Source organism: Flavobacterium caseinilyticum, assembly GCF_004349085.1.
Taxonomy (GTDB): Bacteria; Bacteroidota; Bacteroidia; order Flavobacteriales; family Flavobacteriaceae; genus Flavobacterium; species Flavobacterium caseinilyticum.
The window spans coordinates 79,420-103,186 of the sequence record NZ_SMFM01000003.1; the positions used below are offsets into that span (position 1 = coordinate 79,420).

The 23,767-nt window shown below is 34.3% G+C and carries 22 protein-coding genes; 18 read left to right on the forward strand and 4 right to left on the reverse strand.

The window, feature by feature from the left end; genetic code table 11:
• Positions 1-4: 4 nt before the first annotated feature.
• From E0F89_RS08790 to E0F89_RS08810, 5 genes are all read left to right on the forward strand, one after another.
• Positions 5-751, forward strand: coding sequence for an electron transfer flavoprotein subunit beta/FixA family protein (locus E0F89_RS08790; protein WP_131909437.1), 747 nt, complete (start codon positions 5-7; stop codon positions 749-751).
• Positions 752-834: 83 nt separating this feature from the next.
• Positions 835-1,803, forward strand: coding sequence for an electron transfer flavoprotein subunit alpha/FixB family protein (locus E0F89_RS08795; RefSeq protein WP_131909438.1), 969 nt, complete (start codon positions 835-837; stop codon positions 1,801-1,803).
• A gap of 138 nt (positions 1,804-1,941) precedes the next feature.
• Positions 1,942-2,571: a bifunctional nuclease family protein gene (locus E0F89_RS08800; RefSeq protein WP_113664389.1), complete on the forward strand. Its 630-nt coding sequence runs from the start codon at positions 1,942-1,944 to the stop codon at positions 2,569-2,571.
• Positions 2,572-2,694: 123 nt separating this feature from the next.
• On the forward strand, positions 2,695-3,978 hold the full coding sequence (locus E0F89_RS08805) for a metal-dependent hydrolase family protein (RefSeq protein WP_131909439.1): 1,284 nt from the start codon (positions 2,695-2,697) through the stop codon (positions 3,976-3,978).
• Between the two features lie 33 nt (positions 3,979-4,011).
• Complete coding sequence (locus E0F89_RS08810) at positions 4,012-4,836, forward strand: thymidylate synthase (RefSeq protein WP_113637509.1); 825 nt, start codon at positions 4,012-4,014, stop codon at positions 4,834-4,836.
• 24 nt (positions 4,837-4,860) lie between these two features.
• Here the strand turns inward: E0F89_RS08810 and E0F89_RS08815 are convergent, their stop codons facing one another.
• A complete protein-coding gene (locus E0F89_RS08815; RefSeq protein ID WP_131909440.1) occupies positions 4,861-5,157 on the reverse strand; it encodes an isoamylase early set domain-containing protein in 297 nt (98 codons plus the stop codon).
• Between the two features lie 238 nt (positions 5,158-5,395).
• Between E0F89_RS08815 and E0F89_RS08820 the strand changes: the two genes are divergently transcribed.
• The 4 genes from E0F89_RS08820 (at position 5,396) to porT (ending at position 8,253) form a co-directional block, all read left to right on the forward strand.
• The gene (locus tag E0F89_RS08820; RefSeq protein WP_131909441.1) at positions 5,396-5,728 is read left to right on the forward strand and encodes a 2TM domain-containing protein; all 333 of its coding nucleotides are present in this window, start codon (positions 5,396-5,398) and stop codon (positions 5,726-5,728) included.
• Positions 5,729-5,740: 12 nt separating this feature from the next.
• Positions 5,741-6,223 carry a dihydrofolate reductase gene (locus tag E0F89_RS08825; RefSeq protein WP_131909442.1) on the forward strand — a complete coding sequence of 161 codons (483 nt, stop codon included), beginning with the start codon at positions 5,741-5,743 and terminating at the stop codon, positions 6,221-6,223.
• 592 nt (positions 6,224-6,815) lie between these two features.
• Positions 6,816-7,547, forward strand: coding sequence for a bifunctional demethylmenaquinone methyltransferase/2-methoxy-6-polyprenyl-1,4-benzoquinol methylase UbiE (ubiE, locus tag E0F89_RS08835; protein ID WP_131909444.1), 732 nt, complete (start codon positions 6,816-6,818; stop codon positions 7,545-7,547).
• 1 nt (position 7,548) lies between these two features.
• On the forward strand, positions 7,549-8,253 hold the full coding sequence (porT, locus tag E0F89_RS08840) for a type IX secretion/gliding motility protein PorT/SprT (RefSeq protein ID WP_131909445.1): 705 nt from the start codon (positions 7,549-7,551) through the stop codon (positions 8,251-8,253).
• Positions 8,254-8,312: 59 nt separating this feature from the next.
• Here the strand turns inward: porT and E0F89_RS08845 are convergent, their stop codons facing one another.
• Complete coding sequence (locus tag E0F89_RS08845; protein ID WP_131909446.1) at positions 8,313-9,038, reverse strand: TrmH family RNA methyltransferase; 726 nt, start codon at positions 9,036-9,038, stop codon at positions 8,313-8,315.
• A 37-nt stretch (positions 9,039-9,075) separates the two neighbouring features.
• On the opposite strand from E0F89_RS08845, the gene tamL reads away from it, so the two are divergent.
• From tamL to accD, 3 genes are all read left to right on the forward strand, one after another.
• Positions 9,076-11,643, forward strand: coding sequence for a translocation and assembly module lipoprotein TamL (gene tamL / locus E0F89_RS08850; protein ID WP_131909447.1), 2,568 nt, complete (start codon positions 9,076-9,078; stop codon positions 11,641-11,643).
• A gap of 49 nt (positions 11,644-11,692) precedes the next feature.
• Positions 11,693-12,760 (forward strand): class II fructose-bisphosphate aldolase, encoded by a 1,068-nt coding sequence (fbaA, locus tag E0F89_RS08855; protein WP_131909448.1) that lies wholly within the window; start codon positions 11,693-11,695, stop codon positions 12,758-12,760.
• Between the two features lie 74 nt (positions 12,761-12,834).
• Positions 12,835-13,689: an acetyl-CoA carboxylase, carboxyltransferase subunit beta gene (gene accD, locus E0F89_RS08860; protein WP_131909449.1), complete on the forward strand. Its 855-nt coding sequence runs from the start codon at positions 12,835-12,837 to the stop codon at positions 13,687-13,689.
• 131 nt (positions 13,690-13,820) lie between these two features.
• Here accD and E0F89_RS08865 read toward each other — a convergent pair whose 3' ends face one another.
• Complete coding sequence (locus E0F89_RS08865; protein ID WP_131909450.1) at positions 13,821-15,074, reverse strand: ABC transporter permease; 1,254 nt, start codon at positions 15,072-15,074, stop codon at positions 13,821-13,823.
• Positions 15,075-15,265: 191 nt separating this feature from the next.
• Here E0F89_RS08865 and purH point away from each other — a divergent pair, with 191 nt between their 5' ends.
• The 6 genes from purH to rodA all read left to right on the forward strand — a co-directional run bounded on the left by purH (position 15,266) and on the right by rodA (position 22,491).
• Entirely contained in the window at positions 15,266-16,792 is a 1,527-nt protein-coding gene (purH, locus tag E0F89_RS08870) for a bifunctional phosphoribosylaminoimidazolecarboxamide formyltransferase/IMP cyclohydrolase (protein WP_131909451.1), read from the forward strand.
• 54 nt (positions 16,793-16,846) lie between these two features.
• The gene (locus tag E0F89_RS08875) at positions 16,847-17,875 is read left to right on the forward strand and encodes a rod shape-determining protein (RefSeq protein WP_131909452.1); all 1,029 of its coding nucleotides are present in this window, start codon (positions 16,847-16,849) and stop codon (positions 17,873-17,875) included.
• 99 nt (positions 17,876-17,974) lie between these two features.
• Positions 17,975-18,799 (forward strand): rod shape-determining protein MreC, encoded by an 825-nt coding sequence (mreC, locus tag E0F89_RS08880; protein ID WP_131909453.1) that lies wholly within the window; start codon positions 17,975-17,977, stop codon positions 18,797-18,799.
• Positions 18,792-19,298: a rod shape-determining protein MreD gene (locus E0F89_RS08885; protein WP_131909454.1), complete on the forward strand. Its 507-nt coding sequence runs from the start codon at positions 18,792-18,794 to the stop codon at positions 19,296-19,298. The genes mreC and E0F89_RS08885 overlap by 8 nt, the downstream gene beginning before the upstream one ends.
• Positions 19,295-21,250, forward strand: coding sequence for a penicillin-binding protein 2 (gene mrdA, locus E0F89_RS08890; protein ID WP_131909455.1), 1,956 nt, complete (start codon positions 19,295-19,297; stop codon positions 21,248-21,250). The genes E0F89_RS08885 and mrdA overlap by 4 nt, the downstream gene beginning before the upstream one ends.
• A gap of 5 nt (positions 21,251-21,255) precedes the next feature.
• Complete coding sequence (gene rodA, locus E0F89_RS08895) at positions 21,256-22,491, forward strand: rod shape-determining protein RodA (protein ID WP_131909456.1); 1,236 nt, start codon at positions 21,256-21,258, stop codon at positions 22,489-22,491.
• Positions 22,492-22,644: 153 nt separating this feature from the next.
• Here the strand turns inward: rodA and E0F89_RS08900 are convergent, their stop codons facing one another.
• Positions 22,645-23,751 carry an ABC transporter permease gene (locus E0F89_RS08900; protein ID WP_131909457.1) on the reverse strand — a complete coding sequence of 369 codons (1,107 nt, stop codon included), beginning with the start codon at positions 23,749-23,751 and terminating at the stop codon, positions 22,645-22,647.
• Positions 23,752-23,767: the final 16 nt, after the last annotated feature.

Genomic DNA, 23,767 nt, shown 5'->3' on the forward strand with positions numbered 1-23,767 from the left:
AAGTATGAAAATATTAGTTTGCATCAGTCACGTTCCTGATACTACTTCAAAAATTAACTTTGTCAACGGCGATTCTGAATTTGACACCAATGGAGTACAATATGTAATCAATCCTAATGACGAATTTGGTTTAACGCGCGCTATTTGGTTCCAAGAACAACAAGGAGCAACGGTTACTGTTGTAAATGTTGGAGGACCAGAAACTGAACCTACTTTAAGAAAAGCTTTAGCAATAGGCGCTAACGAAGCAATTCGTGTAAACGCTACTCCTACTGATGGATTTTTTGTTGCCAAACAACTTGCTGAAGTAATCAAAAACGGAGGTTACGATGTTATCATTGCCGGAAAAGAATCTTTAGACTACAATGGCGGAATGGTTCCTGGAATGATAGCCGGAATTTTAGGATACAATTTCCTTAATTCTTGTACAAGTCTTACTGTTGATGGAACAAGCGTAAAAGCTGTTCGCGAAATTGACGGTGGAAAAGAAACTGTTGCCACTACTTTACCATTAATCATCGGTGGACAAAAAGGATTGGTAGAAGAAAAAGACTTGCGTATTCCTAACATGAGAGGAATCATGACTGCAAGAACAAAAGCATTGACAATTCTGGAGCCAGTTGACGCTACTGTAAATACAAAAGCAGTAAAGTTTGAAAAACCAGCTCCTAAATCAGCCGTGAAATTAATAGCTGCTGACAATTTAGATGAATTAATCAATTTATTACACAACGAAGCTAAAGTAATATAATTTTAAATTATGAATTTTAAATTGTGAATTAACGTTCTCAAATACATTTAAAATTTATAATTCAACATTTAAAATAAAAAAACATGTCAATATTAATATACGCGGAATACGCAGAAGGAAAATTTAAAAAAGTAGCATTCGAATTGGCTTCGTATGCAAAAAAAGTAGCCGAAAGTTTAGGAACTACCGTTACTGCTGTAACAGTAAATGCTGGAGACGTTTCGGAATTATCAAAATACGGAGTAGATAAAGTTTTAAAAGTAAACAACGATAAATTATCGGGATTTACTGCAAAAGCATATGCTGATGTAATCAAACAAGCGGCTCAAAAAGAAAACGTAAAATTAGTTTTACTTTCTTCAACTACAGATAGTATTTATCTTTCTTCACTTGTTTCAGTTGCTTTAGAAGCTGGTTATGCATCAAATGTGGTTGGATTACCGGTTTCAACGTCGCCTTTTCAAGTTAAAAGAAATGCTTTTTCAAACAAAGCGTTCAATATTACTGAAATCGCAACAGACGTAAAAGTTCTTGGACTTGCAAAAAACTCTTATGGGATTTTTGAAACGCCTTCAACATTAACGGAAGAAGATTTTAACCCAACTATTGGAGACAATGATTTTGGTGTGAAAGTAGAATCAGTTGAAAAAGTTTCCGGAAAAGTTTCCATTGCTGATGCTGATATTGTTGTTTCAGCTGGTCGTGGATTAAAAGGTCCTGAAAACTGGGCAATGGTAGAAGAATTGGCAACCGTTCTTGGAGCGGCAACCGCTTGCTCAAAACCAGTTTCTGATTTAGGATGGAGACCTCACGGAGAACACGTAGGACAAACTGGAAAACCGGTAGCTACAAATCTTTATATTGCCATTGGAATTTCTGGAGCAATACAACACATTGCTGGAATCAACTCTTCTAAAGTAAAAGTTGTGATCAACAGTGATCCGGAAGCACCATTTTTCAAAGTGGCTGATTACGGAATTGTAGGCGATGCATTTGAAATTATTCCACAATTAATTGAAAAATTCAAAACTTTCAAAGCTCAGAATTCATAAATTATAGCATACCATTAATTTAAATGCTACTTAAAAACAAGATATTTGTATCTTTGCTTTTAAGTAGCATTTCTTTTTTGAAATTGCTGCTTAATTTTTATCAAAAAAAGTACTTTGTACTTTCCCATAACAACAATTATGAGCTTAGTTAAATTATCCATAAAAGGAATTTCATACAGTCAAACTCAAAACGGAGCCTACGCTTTGATCTTGAATGAGGTTGACGGCGAAAGAAAATTACCCATTGTCATTGGTGCTTTTGAAGCCCAATCCATCGCCATTGCCTTGGAAAAAGAAATAAAACCACCACGTCCTTTGACCCATGATTTATTCAAAAACTTCGCAGAACGTTTTGATATAGTAGTCAAACAAGTAATTATTCATAAATTAGTTGACGGTGTTTTTTATTCAAGTATCATTTGCGAAAGGGATAAAATCGAAGAAATTATTGATGCCAGAACTTCAGACGCCATTGCTTTAGCATTGCGTTTTAATGCTCCCATTTTTACTTACAAAAACATCTTGGACAAGGCCGGAATTTATTTGAAGTCAAATCCTTTAGATCCAAATAAAGATTCGCAGGAAATTGATGATGTACTTTCTAATCCTGACACTTTTGGACGAGAAGAAGAAAGCAATCAATCTGGAGAAACCTATTCGAAACACAGTTTACAGGAATTGAATGAATTATTAGATCAAGCCGTTTCCCATGAAGATTATGAGAAAGCCGCAAAGATCAGAGATGAGATTTCAAAAAGAGAATCGTAAATCTTGAATATAAATATTGTAATTCTATGATTAAATAAACTATTATCTATCAAACAAATTCAGGGGTATTTAATGGTGTACTTTTTAAAATATTTTTATTGACAACAGTTATAAAACTAATCTATGAAAAAAAAATTCACCCTTTTTGTCGTATCCTTATTTATTTCTAATGTCGTCTTTTCACAAGATTATTATTTACACTGCGGAAAAATTCTAAACACTCAATCCGGCAAAGAGTTATCCAACCAAACCATAGTTGTCTCTAAAAACAAAATCACAAAAATACAAGATGGGTTTGTATCTAAAGCCACACCCGCGGACATTGAAATAGACCTAAAAAACAAATACGTATTACCTGGTCTTATCGATTTACATGTGCATATTGAAGGAGAACACGACACCAAAAGTTACATGTCAAAATATTTAGACAATGAGGCAGACGTTGCTTTTCAAGCGGTTCGCTGTGCCGAAATCACGCTTTTAGCCGGATTTACAACCGTTCGTGATTTAGGAGGAACAGGAGTTAATATTTCCATAAGAAATGCTATTAATAAAGGTATCGTAAAAGGTCCAAGAATATATACTGCAGGAAAATCGATTGCCACAACAGGCGGACATGCGGATCCCACTAACGGAAGCAATAGAAAACTTGTAGGCGATCCAGGTCCGCATGAAGGCGTAATCAATTCTCCGGAAGAAGCAGTTAAAGCGGTACGAGAACGTTATAAAGAAGGCGCTGATGTTATTAAAATTACAGCTACAGGCGGTGTTTTAAGCGTTGCCAAAAGCGGCAAAAATCCTCAGTTTACTTTAGACGAAATCAGGGCTATTACAGCAACTGCCAAAGATTACAACATGCTTACTGCCGCGCATGCCCACGGTGACGAAGGAATGCAAAGAGCCATATTAGGCGGTATAAAAACCATTGAACACGGCACCTTTATGAGCGAAGAGACAATGGAATTAATGAAAAAATACGATACGTATTTAGTCCCAACCTTGACCGCTGGAAAAGAGGTAGAAAAAAATGCGGAAATTAATGGCTTTTATCCTGAAATAGTAGTTCCAAAGGCCAGAGAAGTTGGCCCACAATTGAAAGCTACTTTTGCAAAAGCATACAAAAAAGGAGTGAAAATTGCTTTTGGAACCGATGCAGGAGTTTTTGCTCATGGTACAAATGCAAAAGAATTTGGCTACATGGTTGAAGCCGGAATGCCCGCTTTAGCCGCGATACAATCTGCAACAATAACTAATGCCATGTTATTAGGAATTGGAAATGAAGTAGGTCAAATAAAAGAAAACTTTTTGGCAGACATTATTGCTGTTAATGAAAACCCTTTGAATACTATCAAAACGCTAGAAAAGGTTGTATTTGTAATGAAAGATGGAAAAATATATAAAAACTAAACTTGCCTATCGCAAAATAGAATAAAAGATACAATGAAGCAATATTTAGATTTAGTGCAACACGTTATGGAAAACGGTTGTCAAAAAGGAGATCGTACAGGAACAGGAACAAAAAGTGTCTTTGGATACCAAATGCGTTTTGACTTAAACGAAGGTTTCCCGATGGTTACTACCAAAAAACTGCACTTAAAATCTATTATTTATGAATTGCTTTGGTTTTTAAAAGGCGATACCAATATCAAATACCTTCAGGAAAACGGCGTTAAAATTTGGGATGCTTGGGCTGATGCCAATGGAGATTTAGGACCCGTTTATGGACACCAATGGCGCAACTGGAATAGCGAAGAAATTGACCAAATCTCTGAATTGATTAAAGAATTAAAAACCAATCCTAACAGCCGCAGAATGTTGGTTTCGGCATGGAATCCTTCGGTTCTTCCTGACACTACAAAATCATTTGACGAGAATGTAGCTAACAATAAAGCGGCTTTACCTCCTTGTCATGCTTTCTTTCAGTTTTATGTTTCTGATGGTAAATTATCCTGTCAGTTATACCAGCGAAGCGCTGATATTTTCTTAGGCGTTCCTTTTAATATTGCTTCTTACGCATTACTCACGATGATGATTGCTCAGGTTTGCGACTTGGAACCAGGTGAATTCATTCATACTTTTGGCGACGCACACATTTACAACAATCATTTTGAACAACTTGAATTGCAATTATCACGTGAACCAAAACCATTGCCAAAAATGATTTTGAATCCAAATATAAAAGACATCTTCGCATTCGATTTTGACGATTTCACGCTCGAAGGCTACGAACCGCATGCCTTGATAAAAGGAAGTGTTGCGGTATAAAGCAATAAAAAAACGGTGTTTTAGCTAAACTACTAAAACACCGTTTTCATTTCCTGCAAAATCATTCCATTTAAAAGAATCCGCTTCTGGTTCATTAACAAATACTCCGTCGATAACGTATTTGAATTCATAAGCAGCATCTTTATTGACGTCGAAAACTCCTTTGAAAGTACCATTTTTTAATTTATTCAAAGCACCATCTTCAAGGCTCCAATTATTGAAATCACCAACAACTGATGCTTGACTTGCCTCTTTTGCCGCAACTGAAAAAGTAACTTTACAAACTGGTTTTGTTTTTACAAACTGTTTTTTAATTGCCATAACACATTCATTTATAGATTTATGAAACAAAGTAAATGAAACATATTGAAGTTTCAATAAGCGCTATAAAGATTTAATGGAATACGATAAACAATGTTAATTTTTAATAAATTCAATATTTTAAACCACTGTAAATTTACTATTCAAAAATCAGAAAACGTTTTCTCCCAAAATAATCCATATCCAAAACAGTGACTTTACGAAATAAATTTTACCTTTATAATCTAAATTTAGATCGATGGAAAAAGAATTACACGAACAATATGAGTACGCGAGAAGAAGAATAAAACAAAAGAAGCGATTGTATTATCATTTTGTTCTTTTCGTTTTAGGAAGTTTACTATTATTTGTCGCCCATAATTTCCTTGACAGCACAGTTGTTTCTGATTGGTATCTTTGGGTTATTACCATATGGTTATTTTTTTTTCTGTTACACTTTATTAAAATTTTCATAACTGATCGGTTTATGAATAAAAGCTGGGAAAGAGAACAAATAGATCGTCTAGTCGCTCTACAAAAAAAGAAAATTGACCAATTGCAGACAGAGTTATCTAACGACGAACTAAAATAATAGTACAAAACTATGATTATAATTATTGCGGCAGCTGCCGAGAATAACGAATTAGGAAAAGATAATAAAATAGTATGGCATTTGCCAAATGATTACAAAAGATTTAAGTCACTGACTTCTGGCCACCATATTATAATGGGACGGAAGACTTTTGAGAGCCTCAAAAAACCATTGCCAGACAGGACACATATTATCGTTACAAGACAAAAAGACTATCAAGCGCAAGGTTGTATAATTGTTGACAGTGTTGAAAAAGCACTGAACGCCTGCCCTGAAGACCAAGATTCATTTATTATAGGAGGTGGCGAAATTTATACTATAGGACTTCCTTATGCTGATAAAATAGAACTTACGAGAGTACATTCAGGTTTTGAAGCTGATGCTTTTTTTCCTGAAATTAGTGATACACAATGGAAAATTGAAGCTTCCGAATTTAATGAAAAGGACGAAAAGCACGAATATGATTATACCTACCTAACTTTCATTAGAAAGTAAAGCAAAAAAAACATCCTTTTTACGGGATGTTTTTTTTTAACCATTGATTAAGAGAAATGAACTACTCTTGAAAGAGTATTTGATAACATAAAATAAAAATTACAAACACTAGTAATACTCCAGAAATGGAGATTATAATGTTTGATGTTTTTTGAGAATACATCTCAAAAAAGCCTTTAATACCAAATACCACGAAGGTACTAAAGACGAAAAAAATTAAAATTTCCAAAAACAAATTTAATCCTAAGAACGTATGTTGCGCTTTAACTACAGTACTGTTTTGTAAAACGGCACTTTCAAAACAGCTAACAAGAACAAATGAGACAACTAGCGCAAAAAACATCCATTTGATTTGGTTCATCGACTCTCTTTTAATCATTTAATATGGTTATGTTCTGAGTAGCAAATTTGTGTAATTTAAATTGGACTTACAATACCCACTTTTAGTGATATTTCAAAAAAAATATAATTTTTTAAAATTCAGCAAAACCAATTCAAAATCAATTTTTAAAGTAAAATAAAACTTAACTCAATTTTTTAAAACTCATTTTAAGTTCATCAAGTTTGTGTTATATTTGTACAAACTAAAAAAATGTCAGAAAAGATAACTCCCTATAAAGATTCTGCCTTAGGCAAAAAAGAACAAGTTGCCCAGATGTTTGATACTATTTCTGGAAATTATGACAATTTGAATCGTGTCATTTCTTTCGGAATTGATATAAAATGGCGTAAAAAGGTGCTGCAAATGGTCGCTAAATCAAATCCGAAAATCATCCTCGATATTGCAACGGGAACCGGAGATTTAGCAATTTTGATGGCAGAAACCAATGCTGAAAAAATAATTGGTTTAGATATTTCAGCCGGAATGCTAGAAGTGGGAGAGAAAAAAATTGCAGCTAAAAATCTTTCCAGTACCATTGAAATGATTTTAGGCGACTCCGAAAACATGCCTTTTGAAGACAACTACTTTGACGCAATTACTGTTGCTTTTGGTGTTCGTAATTTTGAAACATTAGAAAAAGGGCTAGTTGAAATATTAAGAGTTTTAAAACCAAATGGCGTTTTTGTAATTTTAGAAACTTCAGTTCCAGATAAAACACCTTACAAACAAGGATATAATTTTTACAGTAAAAACATATTGCCACTCATAGGAAAACTGTTCTCTAAGGACAATGTTGCTTACGGATATTTATCAGAATCAGCAGCTGCGTTTCCATATGGCGAAGCACTAAACAATATTTTGAGAAAAACTGGGTTTATAGATGTGGTAGCTTTACCGCAAACTTTTGGAGTGGCTACCATTTATTCAGCATCTAAAAAATAACATGAAAAAAATAATTGTCTTACTTTTTTTTGCAGTTATCCTCAACGGGTACTCCCAGAAGCCTAAAAATATCTTTAGCAGAGATCCTATTGTCAATTTGGAAAATTTTCAAAAAAAGAAAGTCTATTACGGTTTTTTTTTAGGTTTCAATTCTTATGATTTTAAAATAGATTATAAAAATGCTGCTCCGGATATTCTTATTGATAAAACTACAGGTTTCAACGTGGGAATTATTGGCGATTTAAAATTGCAGGAATATGTCAATCTGCGTTTTGAACCGGGACTCTATTATACGAAAAGAAATTTAAATTTTCCTGATTTCAGCAATAGCGCAGATGCTCTGCGAGAAGTTAACAGTACGTACCTTCATTTCCCCTTATTACTGAAATTTTCTTCGCTCAGAACTGGCAATATTCGACCATATTTAGTGGGAGGAATGTCCGCAACGCTAAACTTATCCAGCAATTCTAAATTAATGGATGATAATTTACAGCAACGATTTAGAGTCAAACCATGGACTACAAATTATGAATTAGGCTTTGGAATTGATATTTTTTCGGAATACTTTATATTTTCACCTTCAATAAGAGGAGTATTTGGATTAAATGATGAATTAATTAGAGATAATGATCCGAACAGTCCCTGGACCGGCAATATTGAATCGATGAAAACAAGAGCAGTCTTAATTAATTTCTCTTTTCATTAAAGAATAATTTTGTTGCAGTATTCAATTGTAATCATGAATCATTTGTAAAAAATCGAATCCTAGCCTCGACGAAACTCGCTCAGAACAATAGCGGTAGCAGTGGCTACATTCAAGCTTTCCGTTTTTTGAAGGTTCCCATAACGAGGAATTGTTAGTCGGTTTTTAACTAAATTTTCCAGTTCTGCTGAAATTCCGTTTGCCTCATTGCCCATTACTATGAGTCCGTGTTGCGGCAAAGCGGATTTATAGATATTGTCCCCGTCCATGAAAGTTCCGAAAATCGGTAATTTTGTCTTCAGCAGAAATTCTTTCAAATCAACATAATTCACATTGACTCTGGCGATGGAACCCATCGTAGCCTGCACCACTTTTGGATTATAAACATCAACCGTTTCCTTTGAACATAATACTTGAGTTATACCAAACCAGTCACACAAACGCAGAATAGTTCCTAAATTTCCAGGATCTCGGATTGAATCAAGCGCTACAATTAAGTCGGTTTCCAGAATAGGTTTCTCAGTGGGTATTTTAAAAACTGCCACACACGAATTTGGCGTTGCCAATGCGCTAATTTTCTTTAAATCATTTTCTGTGACAATTGATTTCCTATCGGCTGAAATTTCTTCAAAATCATACGCTGTGGAGTACAAATGCTCCAATTCAAAATTAGATTCTAATAATTCCTGAATGCCTTTTACACCTTCGGCAAAAAATAATTTATTAGCAATTCGATATTTTTTTTGCTGCAAACTCGTTATAAGCTTTATTTGGTTTTTACTAACCATAAAATAATGTACTTTTGAATTAAATATTTTAAAACACTTGAAAAAAATTTCCACAAAAATAGCAGCATTTATTCTAATTGCAATACTAATTTGCGCTTGTAACGCTGTAAAAAGAGTTCCTGATGGCAAATTGCTACTTACAAAAAATGAAATTTCTGCAAATAACAAATCTGTAAAAGACGAAAATGTTTTTGATCAACTGTATCAGAAACCAAACAGCACCTTCTTGGGATACCGTTTGCGATTGAACCTTTACAATTTAGCAAATTTAAAAGCAGACTCTACTTACCAAGCCAAGTTTACCAATAATCCAGGCAAATTTGAGAGAAAGTCAAAATGGCTATCAGTAAAACAAGTCAATCGGCTTGGAAAATCGTTTTGGTATTACGGAATTCATGAGTTCTTGAAAAAAACGGGCGAACCACCTGTAATAGTCGATAAAGAAAGAACGGACAAATCACTGTTGCGATTGAAATACTACTATTTTAATAATGGCTATTTTAATGTTGCTGCTGCATATAAAATTGACACTTTAAGCATTAAAAAGGCAAAAGTAAACTATGAAATTACTCCCGGAAACCCCTATTTTTTAGATTCTATAAAATCCAATATCTTAACGCCTGTTTTAGACTCTCTATATCAGACTATTGCATCTAATACTTTCATTAAATCAGGCAATCAATACAAAACAGATGATTTTGAAAATGAAAAAAATAGGATTACCAATCATTTTAGAAACCACGGTGTGTATTATTTTCAGCCTAATTATGTAACTTTTGATATAGACACCATAAATAAAGTCAATCTGGCTAATATTAACTTACTGGTGGGCAACTACTCATTTCAGGACGGTGACTCTACCAGGACTGAACCTTTCAAGATTTATAAAATTATTGATGTGAATATCTATACTGATTATTCCCCTAGCAGTAATATGATGAATATTACGGACAGTACCACTTATAAGAACTTTAATCTTTACAGTCAGGGAAAATTAAAATATAAGCCTCGTGCTATAACAAATGCTATTTTCATAACAAAGGGAGGCTTGTATGCCGACAATAAAACCGTTTTGACGACGCGCTATTTGAATAATCTTAAAATTTTCAATTATCCGTCGATACAATACGAGGTCGATAAAAGAGACACGACCGCACAGTCATTGATCGCCAAAGTATATTTGACCCCGAGAAAAAAATATAGTTTTGGAACTACTTTGGATGTAACACATTCTAATATTCAAGATTTTGGTATTGGATTAAGTGTTTCAGAAACAATTAGAAATGTTTTCAATGGTGCCGAAACCCTAGAAATTGCAGCGCGCGGAAACATCGGTTCGTCAAAAGATTTGGCCAATCCAAAAGATAATTTTTTCAACGTTGTAGAATATGGACTGGATTTAAAACTGAACATTCCCAGGATTCTCATGCCATTTAATACTGATAAAATTATTGCCAAAAGTATGATTCCTTCTACGCTGATTACCGCTGGTTTTGCAAAACAAAGAAATATTGGATTAGACAAAGAGAATTTTACCGGTGCGCTCTCCTACAACTGGACGCCAAAAATAAATCACACAGCCCGATTTGATCTTTTTAACATCCAATTTGTAAAGAATTTAAATCCAAAAAATTATTTTAATGTTTACGGCTCGTCCTACGATGCTTTGAACGAATTAAGTAAAGAATACAATACAAATCCTTCCTATTACAATAACCCTTTAGACAAAGATTTGCTGATCGAAAAGGGTACATTAGGCTTTACCGATGATGTGCTTACGGGAAATGCTAACTTTTTAAAGCCAATAGATCCGGCAGATTTCCAAGCTGTAAAAAGCATTGATGAAAGAAGACTCAGACTTACGGAGAACGATTTTATTTTAGCCACGAGTTTTACATTTTCAAAAACAACTAAAAAAGATTTATCGGATAATAATTTCTATCTTTTCAGAACTAAGCTTGAATCCGCAGGAACTCTATTAACCGCTTTTGCAAAAACTACTAACCAGACTAAAAATTTCAGTGGTAATTATGAAATCTTTAATTTAGAATATTCAGAATACATTAAAACCGAGTTCGATTATATTAAGCATTGGGATTTATCCAAGGAGAAAATTTTTGCCTTCAGATCTTTTTTCGGAATTGCTATTCCGTTTGGCAATTCAAACAATATTCCTTTCTCAAGAAGTTACTTTGCAGGAGGTTCTAATGATAACAGAGCCTGGCAACCTTACTCATTAGGCCCGGGAAGTTCTGGTGCTTTGAACGATTTTAACGAGGCAAATATGAAAATTGCTATCAGTGGAGAGTTCCGATTTAAACTTTTAGGAAGTTTAAAAGGAGCCGTATTTGCCGATGCAGGAAATATTTGGAATGTGTTAGATAACGTGGTGGATGTAAATTCAACTTTCACCAGCTTCAGCGACTTAAAAAACATTGCATTAGGTACTGGATTTGGAATCCGATATGATTTGAGTTTTTTCGTTATTCGTTTTGATTTGGGATTTAAAACCTATAATCCCGCCAATGAAATCGACAAAAGATGGTTTAGAGAATACAATTTAGCAAACTCGGTTTTAAATTTCGGGATAAATTATCCGTTCTAATGCTATTTAATTCTTATTTTTGCATACTAAAAACTAAAAAAAAAATACAATGTCACACAACATAAAACCAGGCGTAGCTACAGGAGATCAAGTTCAGGAAATTTTTAATTATGCTAAAGAAAAAGGATTTGCACTTCCGGCAGTTAATGTTACAGGATCAAATACAATCAATAGCGTTCTTGAAACTGCTGCAAAACTGAATGCTCCGGTTATCATTCAATTTTCTAACGGAGGAGCACAATTTAATGCTGGAAAAGGACTTTCGAATGTAGGCGAAAAAGCAGCTATCGCTGGCGGAATTGCTGGTGCATTACACATTCATACTTTGGCAGAAGCTTATGGAGCAACCGTAATTTTACATACTGACCATTGTGCAAAAAAACTATTACCTTGGATTGATGGTTTATTGGATGCTTCAGAAGCGCATTTTGCTAAAACTGGAAAACCATTGTATTCTTCTCATATGATTGATTTATCAGAAGAACCAATTGAAGAGAATATCGAAATTTGCAAAGGCTATTTAGAAAGAATGAGCAAAATGGGAATGACACTTGAAATCGAACTTGGAATTACAGGTGGCGAAGAAGATGGTGTGGACAACTCAGATGTTGACAGTTCAAAATTATACACACAGCCGGAAGAAGTTGCTTACGCATACGAAGAACTTTCTAAAGTAAGTCCAAGATTTACAATTGCTGCTGCTTTTGGAAACGTTCACGGCGTTTACAAACCAGGAAATGTAAAATTGACTCCAAAAATCTTAAAAAATTCTCAAGATTTTGTTCAAAATAAATTTAATACAGGACACAACCCGGTAGATTTCGTTTTCCACGGTGGTTCCGGTTCTACATTAGAAGAAATCAGAGAGGGTATCAGCTACGGTGTAATAAAAATGAATATTGATACGGATTTGCAGTTTGCATTTACAGAAGGTATCCGTGATTACATGGTAAAAAACATCGACTATTTGAAAACTCAAATTGGAAACCCAGAAGGCGCTGATGTTCCAAACAAAAAATATTACGATCCAAGAAAATGGTTGCGTGAAAGTGAAGTTACTTTCAACGCCAGACTGGAACAAGCATTTGCTGACTTGAACAACGTGAATACATTATAATAAAAAGTTTAAAGTTTCAGGTTTAAGGTTTCAAAACTTTAAACTTTAAACCTGAAACAACAAAAACAATAAATATGGCTTGGTTTAAAAGAAAAGAAAAAGGGATTACTACTGCTACCGAAGACAAAATGGATATTCCAAAAGGGCTTTGGTACAAATCTCCCACTGGAAAAATTATTGATGCCGATGAACTAGCTCGTAACTTATTTGTAAGTCCCGAAGATGGTTTTCATGTGAGGATTGGGAGCACCGAATATTTTCATATTTTATTTGACAACAACGAATTTGTTGAGTTAGATAAAAACATGACTTCTAAAGATCCTTTGCATTTTGTTGACACCAAAAAATATGCAGATCGTTTGAAAGATGTGATGGAAAAAACCAAACTTAAAGACGCAGTTCGCACAGGAGTTGGAAAATCCAAAGGAAAAGACTTAGTGATTTGCTGTATGGATTTTGCTTTTATTGGTGGTTCAATGGGAGCTGTGGTAGGAGAAAAAATTGCCAGAGGAATCGATCACGCCATCAAAAACAAATTGCCATTTGTAATGATTTCTAAATCAGGTGGAGCAAGAATGATGGAAGCCGCTTATTCATTAATGCAATTAGCGAAAACATCTGTAAAACTGGCTCAGCTTGCCGATGCAAAATTACCGTATATATCGTTGTGTACAGATCCAACAACCGGAGGAACCACTGCTTCTTATGCTATGCTGGGTGACATCAATATTGCTGAACCAGGTGCTTTGATTGGATTTGCAGGACCAAGAGTTGTTAGAGACACGACAGGTAAAGATTTACCAGAAGGTTTTCAAACGGCAGAATTTCTTCTTGAACATGGTTTCTTAGACTTTATCACACCAAGAAAACAATTGAAAGACAATATTAATTTGTACATTGATTTGATTCAAAATAACGATATTAGATAAGAAATAAATCCCAAACAAATTTGAGTTATGTTTGGAATAAATTCTTACTCTTTTACATAAAATAAAAACAGCTTCCAAATAATTTTGGAAGCTGTTTTCGTTAAATACCTTTTTTTTAAAAATGCTGGATATTACATTCCAGTTCTGATTGCTTCCACAGGATCTAACTTAGAAGCAGCAATAGCAGGAAGAATACCAGAAATTAATCCTATGATTGCGGCTAAACCAGTTCCTAAAAGAATATTCCCTATCCCTAAGACAAATTCAAAATCTAATACTTTTGTTAAAACAATGGAAATAACCCAAACCATTAAAAGTCCAATGATTCCGCCAAGCACAGAAAGTATAATGGCCTCGAATAAAAACTGAAATAATATAAACCTGTTTTTGGCTCCCAATGATTTTTGAATTCCAATCAGATTCGTACGTTCTTTTACCGATACGAACATTATATTGGCAATTCCAAAACCTCCTACAAGAAGAGAAAATCCACTGATAACCCAGCCTACTAAATTCATTTGCACCAATATACCATCGATAAGATCTGTTAAACCAGAGAATACATTAATAAAAAAATTATCGATTTCTCCGGCTTTCACTCCTCTGAATCTTCTTAATTTCTGAGAGATTTCAGATTTATAAGCATCCATATCAACTCCTTTGACAGGCTTAAAAACAACAACAGTCAAAACTTTCTCAGAATTATCACCATAGAGCTGTCTTAAAAAATTTACAGGTATATACACCGTGGTATCATCACTGTTTCCACCAACTATGCCAGCTCCCTGTTTTTTTAGAACACCTATCACCGTGAATCGCTTCCCATACAACCGCAAATTTTTACCAATTGGATCCAAATCCTCAAATAATGATTTAGCAATTTCATACCCGAGAATAGCAACCGATGATCCGGAATTAGCTTCGGATTCATTATAAAATCTGCCTTTATCAAACTCAAGTCCCTGTATATCGATAAATTCATGAGATGCAGGAATGATATTTACATCACTGACCGTTTTAGAGTCGTATTTTATAGATTCCCTGTTTGTAAACATTTGGTATCCCATTTGCTCCGTATTGGTCATCGCTCCTTTCAGATAAATATATTCATCATATTTCATATTTGGAAATTGCTCCCTCTTCCATTGCGGAATATCCGAAGGACCAAAAGATCGCTTCATTAAATAAATAGTGTTTTTATCCAAACTGCTTAAATCCTTTGTGATTTTTCTATCCAAAGAATCAACCGCAGCAAGAACTGCTATGATGGAAAAAATTCCGATAGTAACTCCTAATAAAGAAAGCAACGTTCTCAGCTTGTTGCTGCGCAATGCATTCATTGCAAATGCGAAACTCTCTTTTAATAATCGAAGGTAAAGTAACATACAATCTATTTTGTGTTAAAGTAAAATTATTAATTTTCTAAAAAATCTAATATAAAATCGCTTTGCTCTAGCGCTAATTCGTATTTACTATTTTAATGCAAGAGCCTAATAAAATACAATTATCTCAATTTCAAATGGCTTATTTATAACATTAAAAAACTATTTTTGCATTTTAAAATTATAACTACATAATGAACACAACTAAAACAATTCAATCTGCATTAATCTCTGTCTTTTCAAAAGAAGGTCTGGAGCCTATAGTAAGACAACTAAACAGTCAAAATGTTACACTTTATTCTACAGGAGGAACTGAGGATTTTATCAAAAACTTAGGAATCCCTGTCATTGCTGTCGAAGATGTGACCTCTTACCCTTCCATTCTAGGTGGTAGAGTGAAAACCTTACACCCAAAAGTTTTTGGAGGAATCTTAAATCGCCAAGATAATGAAAATGATGTACAGCAAATGCTGGAGTTCAACATCCCACAAATTGATTTGGTAATTGTTGACTTGTATCCTTTTGAAAAAACAGTTGCTTCAGGAGCAAGCGAAGAGGACATTATTGAAAAAATAGATATCGGTGGTATTTCGCTAATTCGTGCCGCCGCAAAAAATTTCAAGGACACTGTAATTATTGCTTCCGTTGATCAATACAGTTTACTTCTGGATCTAATTACAGAACAAAATGGCGCAACAACATTGGACGACAGAAAATTATTAGCTACAAAAGCATTTCACGTTTCGTCACATTATGACTCCGCTATTTTTAATTATTTCAACACAGATGAAACCATTTATAAAGAAAGTATTGCAAATGGCCAAGTATTAAGATATGGAGAAAATCCACACCAGAAAGGATTTTTCTTCGGTGATTTTGATGCGATGTTCAAAAAAGTTCACGGAAAAGAATTGTCTTATAATAATTTATTAGATGTAGATGCTGCGGTAAATTTGATCAATGAATTCAAAAATGACAACCCCACTTTTGCAATATTAAAACATAATAATGCTTGCGGTTTAGCGACAAGAACAACAATCAGCGATGCCTACATTGCAGCATTGGCGTGTGACCCAACTTCGGCTTTTGGAGGCGTGTTGATTTCCAATACCAAAATTGATGTAGCAACTGCAACAGAAATAAACAAACTTTTCTGTGAAGTTGTTATTGCTCCAGAGTATGAGGATGAAGCGCTAGCGATTTTACAGGAAAAGAAAAACCGAATTATATTAGTTCAAAACGAAGTAGCATTGCCACAAAAACTGGTACGAACATGCTTAAACGGAATTTTAATTCAGGAAAGAAACAACATCACAGATACTAAAGAAGCCTTAAGAACCGTTACTATAAATACGCCGTCAGAAAAAGAGATTGAGGATTTAATCTTTGCTTCTAAAATTTGTAAGAACACAAAATCAAACACGATTGTTTTTGCAAAAAACGGCACATTGATCTCGTCAGGTACAGGGCAGACATCACGAGTGGACGCCTTGCTTCAAGCGATAGAAAAAGCGAATACTTTTCACTTTGATTTGCATGGTGCTGTGATGGCAAGCGACGCATTTTTTCCTTTTCCGGATTGTGTGGAGATAGCAAAAAAAGCAGGAATAACAGCTGTAATTCAGCCCGGCGGATCAATAAAAGACCAACTAAGTATCGATTATTGTAATGAAAATAAACTTGCAATGGTATTTACAGGAACACGTCATTTTAAACATTAATTTGTTTAACTTTGCCCGTCACAAATTTATAACATTTTAACCCTTAAAAAACTTATGGGATTTTTTGATTTCATGACCGAGGATATTGCGATAGACCTTGGTACCGCTAATACTTTAATCATACATAATGACAAAGTAGTAATTGACAGTCCTTCAATAGTTGCCCGTGACAGAATATCGGGTAAAATCATTGCTGTAGGTAAAGAAGCCAGCATGATGCAGGGTAAGACACATGAAAACATTAAAACAATAAGACCGTTGAAAGATGGTGTAATTGCTGATTTTGATGCTTCAGAAAAAATGATAAGCTTATTTATAAAAAGCATACCAGCATTAAAAAAAAGAATGTTTACTCCAGCATTAAGAATGGTTGTTTGTATTCCTTCCGGTATTACTGAGGTGGAGATGAGAGCAGTAAAAGAATCATGCGAAAGAGTAAATGGAAAAGAAGTTTATTTGATTCACGAACCTATGGCAGCTGCCATTGGTATTGGAATTGACATTATGCAACCCAAAGGAAACATGATTGTTGATATTGGTGGAGGAACAACTGAAATTGCAGTAATTGCATTAGGTGGAATTGTTTGTGACAAATCGGTAAAAATTGCCGGTGATGTATTTACGAATGATATTGTTTATTATATGCGTACCCAGCACAATCTTTTTGTTGGAGAAACTACCGCTGAAAAAATAAAAATTCAAATTGGCGCCGCTATCGAAGATTTAGAAACTCCTCCTGAAGACATGTCCGTTCAAGGTAGAGATTTACTTACCGGAAAACCAAAACAGGTTGAAGTTTCATATAGAGAAATTGCTAAAGCATTAGACAAATCAATCCAAAGGATCGAAGATGCTGTAATGGAAACATTATCACAAACCCCTCCGGAATTAGCTGCTGACATCTACAATACAGGAATCTATCTTGCAGGAGGAGGATCGATGTTAAGAGGTCTTGATAAGAGAATTTCTCAAAAAACAGATTTACCTGTTTATATTGCTGAAGATCCATTGAGAGCTGTCGTTAGAGGAACAGGTATGGCACTTAAAAATATTACAAAATTTAAAAGCATTTTGATTAAGTAATAATTTTGAGCAGACTCATCCTTTGCGAAGTTTGTTCCGATTGACAATGATTAAATTACAAAACTAGACACGTAGTTATTTACATTATACCGTTAAGCAATGCAGCAAATATTTTATTTTATTTTTAAAAACAGTAATAAGTTACTGTTTTTGCTGCTTTTGGGGATTTCGTTATCACTTACTATTCAATCTCATTCGTTTCACAGAAGCAAAATAATTAGTTCCGCAAACTTTTTAAGTGGCGGAGTCTATGAGAGGGTCAATAATCTTAATGAATACTTAAATTTAAAAATTGAAAATGATGCGCTTGCTCTTGAAAATGCTAAATTAAAAAGTATGCTTTTCAATCTTAAGGACTCATCTGATATAAAAAGATTAGACAGTATAAAAGGCGTAAAACCCGAAGACTTATTAGTCTCAAAAGTCATCCGTAATTCCTATAGTGTTCATGAAAATTATTTAACCTTAAATTCAGGAGAATTACAAGGTGTAAAACCAGATATGGGTGTCATTAATAGCTTGGGGATTGTTGGGATAATAGAAAACACCTCTGCTAAATATTCAACTGTCATTAGTATTTTAAATAAAAAATCACAAATTAATGCTAAAATCAAAAAGTCAAATCACTTCGGATCTTTAATTTGGGATGGTAAAAGCACTGGGTTTGTTCAGTTAATAGATGTTCCTAGACTAGCTTCAGTAAGAAAAGGCGATACAATTGTAACTGGCGGACAATCCGTGATTTTTCCGGAAAATATTGGAATAGGTACTATTGATAAAATTTTTACAGAAGAAAAAAATAATTACTATACCATAAATGTAAAATTATTTAATGACATGACTAATTTAGGTCACGTTTATATTATAAAAAGTAAAGATCGTGAAGAAATTACTAATTTAGAAAAAAGAGAAAAGGATGAATAGCGCATTGTTAGTCAATATTTCCCGATTTATTCTGTTATTGGCAATTCAGATTATTATCTTCAATAACATGAATTTCTTGGGTTTCATCAGCCCTTTCCCTTATCTCCTTTTTATCATACTTTATCCTGTCAATGGAAATAAGTCTGGCCTGCTAGCCGCCAGCTTTTTACTTGGACTTATTATGGATATGTTTAGTAATTCTGGAGGCATACATGCAACAGCTTGTTTAGTTTTAGCCTATTTTAGACCTTCTATCTTTAAATTTGCTTTCGGTTTGAGTTATGAATACCAAACTATAAAACTGAACGATGTCTTAACGCCACAACGTTTTTCTTTTATCGCATTTGCTGTAATTATTCATCACTTTACGTTATTTTTTCTTGAAGCATTCCAAGTGAGCTTACTATTAGAAGCATTGTTAAGAACAGTTCTTAGTACATTATTTACAACCATTACTTGCATAATCATAATATATCTTATTAAGCCAAACAAAAGATGAGAAAAGTCTTATTGCCTTCCTTAATCATTCTTGGAACCTTTGTCCTTCTAATACGAATATTTTATTTGCAGGTTGTTGATGATACTTTAAAGTTAAAATCAGACAACAATGCCATAAAAATAAAATACGAATATCCCGAAAGAGGTTACATATATGATCGAAAAGGGAAATTATTAGTTGCTAACCAAGCATCATACGATATTATGGTAATTCCACGCGAATTAAAAAACATCGATACCGTAGAATTTTGCCAACTATTAGATGTTTCTAAAGAAGATTTTATAAAAAAAATCGAAAAAGCAAAAATATATAGTCCGCGTTTACCATCCGTATTTTTATCACAGTTGAACAAAAGTGAATTTGCTGCCTTTCAGGAAAAAATCAGAAAATATAGCGGTTTTTACTTTCAAAAAAGATCTCTGCGTGATTATGAAGTAGCTTATGGAGCTAATATTTTTGGTTTCATTACGCAGGTTAATGAAAAACTCGTAGCGAAAAATCCGTATTACAATAGCGGTGACTTAATAGGAAGACAAGGTGTTGAAGAGAGTTATGAAGATCTTCTACGCGGAGTAAAAGGAGTCAAATATTTCCAAAAAGACAAATACAATCGTGAAATTGGTTCCTATAAAGATGGAAAATACGACACTATTGCTGTTCAAGGTGAAGACATAAATCTTACCATTGACGCTGAACTTCAAAAATATGGAGAAGAATTAATGATCAATAAAAGAGGTGGAATTGTTGCAATTGAACCTAGAACCGGAGAAATACTTGCACTGGTAACAGCGCCATCTTATGACCCATCCATCTTAGTAGGAAGACAAAGATCAAAAAATTATACTGTTTTATATCGCGATTCCATCGCAAAACCTTTATATGACAGAGGTTTATTAGCTGAATATCCTCCTGGTTCACCATTTAAAATTTTAACCGGACTTGTTGGACTACAGGAAGGCGTTATAAATGAGAAAACTGCTTACTCCTGTTATGGTGGTTTTAGCTACGGTCGTGGACGATTCCAGAAATGTCACTGTAAAATTTTTGGATCGGTACAATTACACAATGGTATTTTTAGATCTTGCAATGCTTATTTTTCGAATGTCTATTTGCAAACTATTGGTAAATACGCGAAACCAGTCTATGCAGTTGATGTTTGGAGTAATCACATAAAAAGTTTTGGTTTAGGTCAATTCATGGGATATGATTTACCTACTGGAAAAAAAGGAAACGTACCCGATTCTAAAACTTATAAAAAAGTCTATCCTAATGGTGGCTGGCGCGGGACGACAATTATATCAAATGCAATCGGACAGGGAGAAGTTTTGATGACGCCCATTCAATTAGCAAATATGATGGCCACGGTCGCTAATGAAGGCTATTATTATACACCTCACATCATCAAAAAAATAGAAGGTCATAAAATCGATAAAAAATTCACAACTAAACACGTTACAACAATAGATAAAAAGTATTACAAACCAATGATCAGTGGTTTATTTGATGTTTATAACCAAGGAACTGCGTTTGCTCTACGAGTTGAAGGGATCGATATTTGCGGTAAAACTGGGACAGCAGAAAATTTTGCTAAAATCAACGGAGTAAGAACAAAACTGGAAGACCACTCTATATTTGTGGCTTTTGCACCAAAAGACAATCCAAAAATTGCGATAGCAATATTGGTTGAAAACGGAGGTTATGGAGCTGCTATCGCTGGTCCAATCGCTAGTTTGATGATTGAAAAATATTTGAGACAAAAAATTACCAGAGTTGACTTGGAGAAACGAATTCTGACTACAAGTTTACAAAGTAGATATGCAAAATTAGGTGGACTTTCTGAAGCGGTGAAGTTACAAATAAAAATAAGTGATTCTCTGTTAAAAAAGAAAACTATCATACCGAACGTAAAAGTAAAAATTGATTCTACAAAAGAGAATAAACCAGCTATTTAATTCAAATGAAAAACCAAAGCATAACAAATAATATAGATTGGATTAGCATAGTCATCTATGTTGCATTAGTTATTTTGGGCTGGCTAAACATCTATTCATCTTCATTATCTTCAATGGAAGATACATACGAAAAACAATTAATATTTATTGTTTTAACAATTCCTTTAATCTTCATAATACTAGCTGTCGATGGTAAGTTTTACGAGAAGTATGCAAGCATAATTTTTGGAATTTCCCTACTGACATTAGCTGGCTTATTTTTATTCGGAAAAACCATCGCAGGACAACGTTGCTGGTATGCCATTGGAAGTTTGACTATTCAACCTTCAGAATTTGCCAAAGCCGCAACATCTTTGGCTTTAGCCAAATTCTTAAGCGACACTCAAATCAATTTAAAAGATACGAATAGACAAATACAGGCTCTTGCAATAATCTTTCTACCTATCATGCTTATTCTGCCACAACCAGATCCGGGAAGCGCATTGATATACAGTATATTCATCATTGTTTTATACCGGGAAGGACTCCCAGGTTGGTACGTATTAACAGGATTCGTAACCATACTTTTATTCATATTAACACTAGTATTAGAACCCGAATATGTGATTCTTATCGGATTAGGGATACTGATTATCGTTCATTTAAAATCACGTTTAGCCGATCGAAATATCGTTTTAAGTAGTATTCTTTTAGTATTGATTTCTGGATTCGTATTATCAGTTGATTATGTATTTGACAATTTATTCAAACAACATCACAGAGATCGCTTCAACATTCTTTTAGGCAAAGCAGTTGATCTTAAAGGTATTGGATATAACACTAATCAATCAGAAATAGCCATTGGATCGGGAGGTTGGTTCGGAAAAGGGTTTCTTGAAGGAACACAAACAAAAGGGGGATTTGTACCAGAACAACACACGGATTACATTTTTACTACAGTGGGAGAAGAATGGGGATTTGCTGGTTCATTAGTAGTAATTGCACTTTTTACTGGCTTATTTCTTAGAATAATTTACCTCGCTGAAAGACAAAAAACAAAATTCAGTAGAGTCTATGGATATTGTGTTGCAGGAATTCTATTTACACATTTCTTTGTGAACATAGCGATGGTTGTAGGGGTTTTCCCAACAATTGGAGTCCCGCTGCCATTCTTTTCCTACGGAGGTTCCGGACTATGGGGCTTCACAATATTGCTCTTTATATTCATAAAAATGGATGCCAATAAAGTAAATGAATGGTAATGATGATTATTCCGAGTTAAACTAAACTCCCTTTTAATTAAAAATCTTAAGGGGTAGATCACCTCTTAATTTATACATAAATGGGGAAATATCAGGTGTATTCTTTTGCTTTTCTTTAAACTTTAAAGACAAAGCAAGCGCTACAATTTTGACTTATTCTTTTACATCTAAAGCATCGCGGAGTGCATTACCCATCATCATAAAAGCTAATGTCAATAACATAATCGCTAATCCCGGAACCATCGCCAAATACGGTTTACCAAGAATAATATAACTATAATGATCTTTAATAATACTACCCCAACTTGGTATTGGTGGTTGTGCACCAAGTCCAAGAAAACTTAAGCCACTTTCAACTAGTATAGCCGAGGCAAAATTCGCAGCAGAAATTACTATTACTGGAGCCATGATATTGGGCAATATGTGATTAAATATGATTCTAAAATCACTAAATCCCAACGCTCTCGCTGCTGTTACATATTGCATTTCCTTAACGCTTATTACCTGTCCGCGCACTACACGGGCCACTTCAACCCACATTGTGAGTCCAACTGCTATAAAAACCTGCCAAAAACCTTTGCCCAATGCTAAAGTTATCGCTATCACCAGGAGAAGCGTAGGAATGGACCATATTATATTCACAAGCCACATAACTAACGCGTCTGTTTTTCCACCAAAATAGCCTCCAATTGCTCCAAAAAAAAGTCCAACCACTAAAGAAATTATCACCGCGACAAAACCAATAGAAATCGATACGCGAGATCCAATTAACATTCTGCTCAGTAAATCCCTTCCATATTTATCCGTTCCCAAATAAAAAGTTTGGGTTCTAATGAATTTCATTTCGATATCTTTAACATCTGTCACCTCGGAAAATCTGTCGAGCGAAAGCTGCTTTATTATTTTAAGCGACGGTTCATTTGTATACTCTTCGTATTCAATTGTATTTCCGCGAATTGCATAGCTTTTAATAGGTATCTCTGTAACTGTATTTGGAAACCCAAAAAAGTAATTAGACAGTGAAGTGGTTGGTTTTTCATCTACCGGAACCACTAACATTTCGACCTCAAAACCAGGTGGTTTTGAGTTGATGGACAAATGCATTTGATTCGCATTTTCTGAATTATCTGGCGCCAAAACATATGCAAAAAGAGATATAAAAATTAAAACTATAATATATCCAAAACTAAAAACGCCCCAGAAATTTTTTTTAAATTTCTGGAGCGCAATAGCGGTTAATGATTGTGTTGTATTATGCATTAAAAAAAGGTGCTAC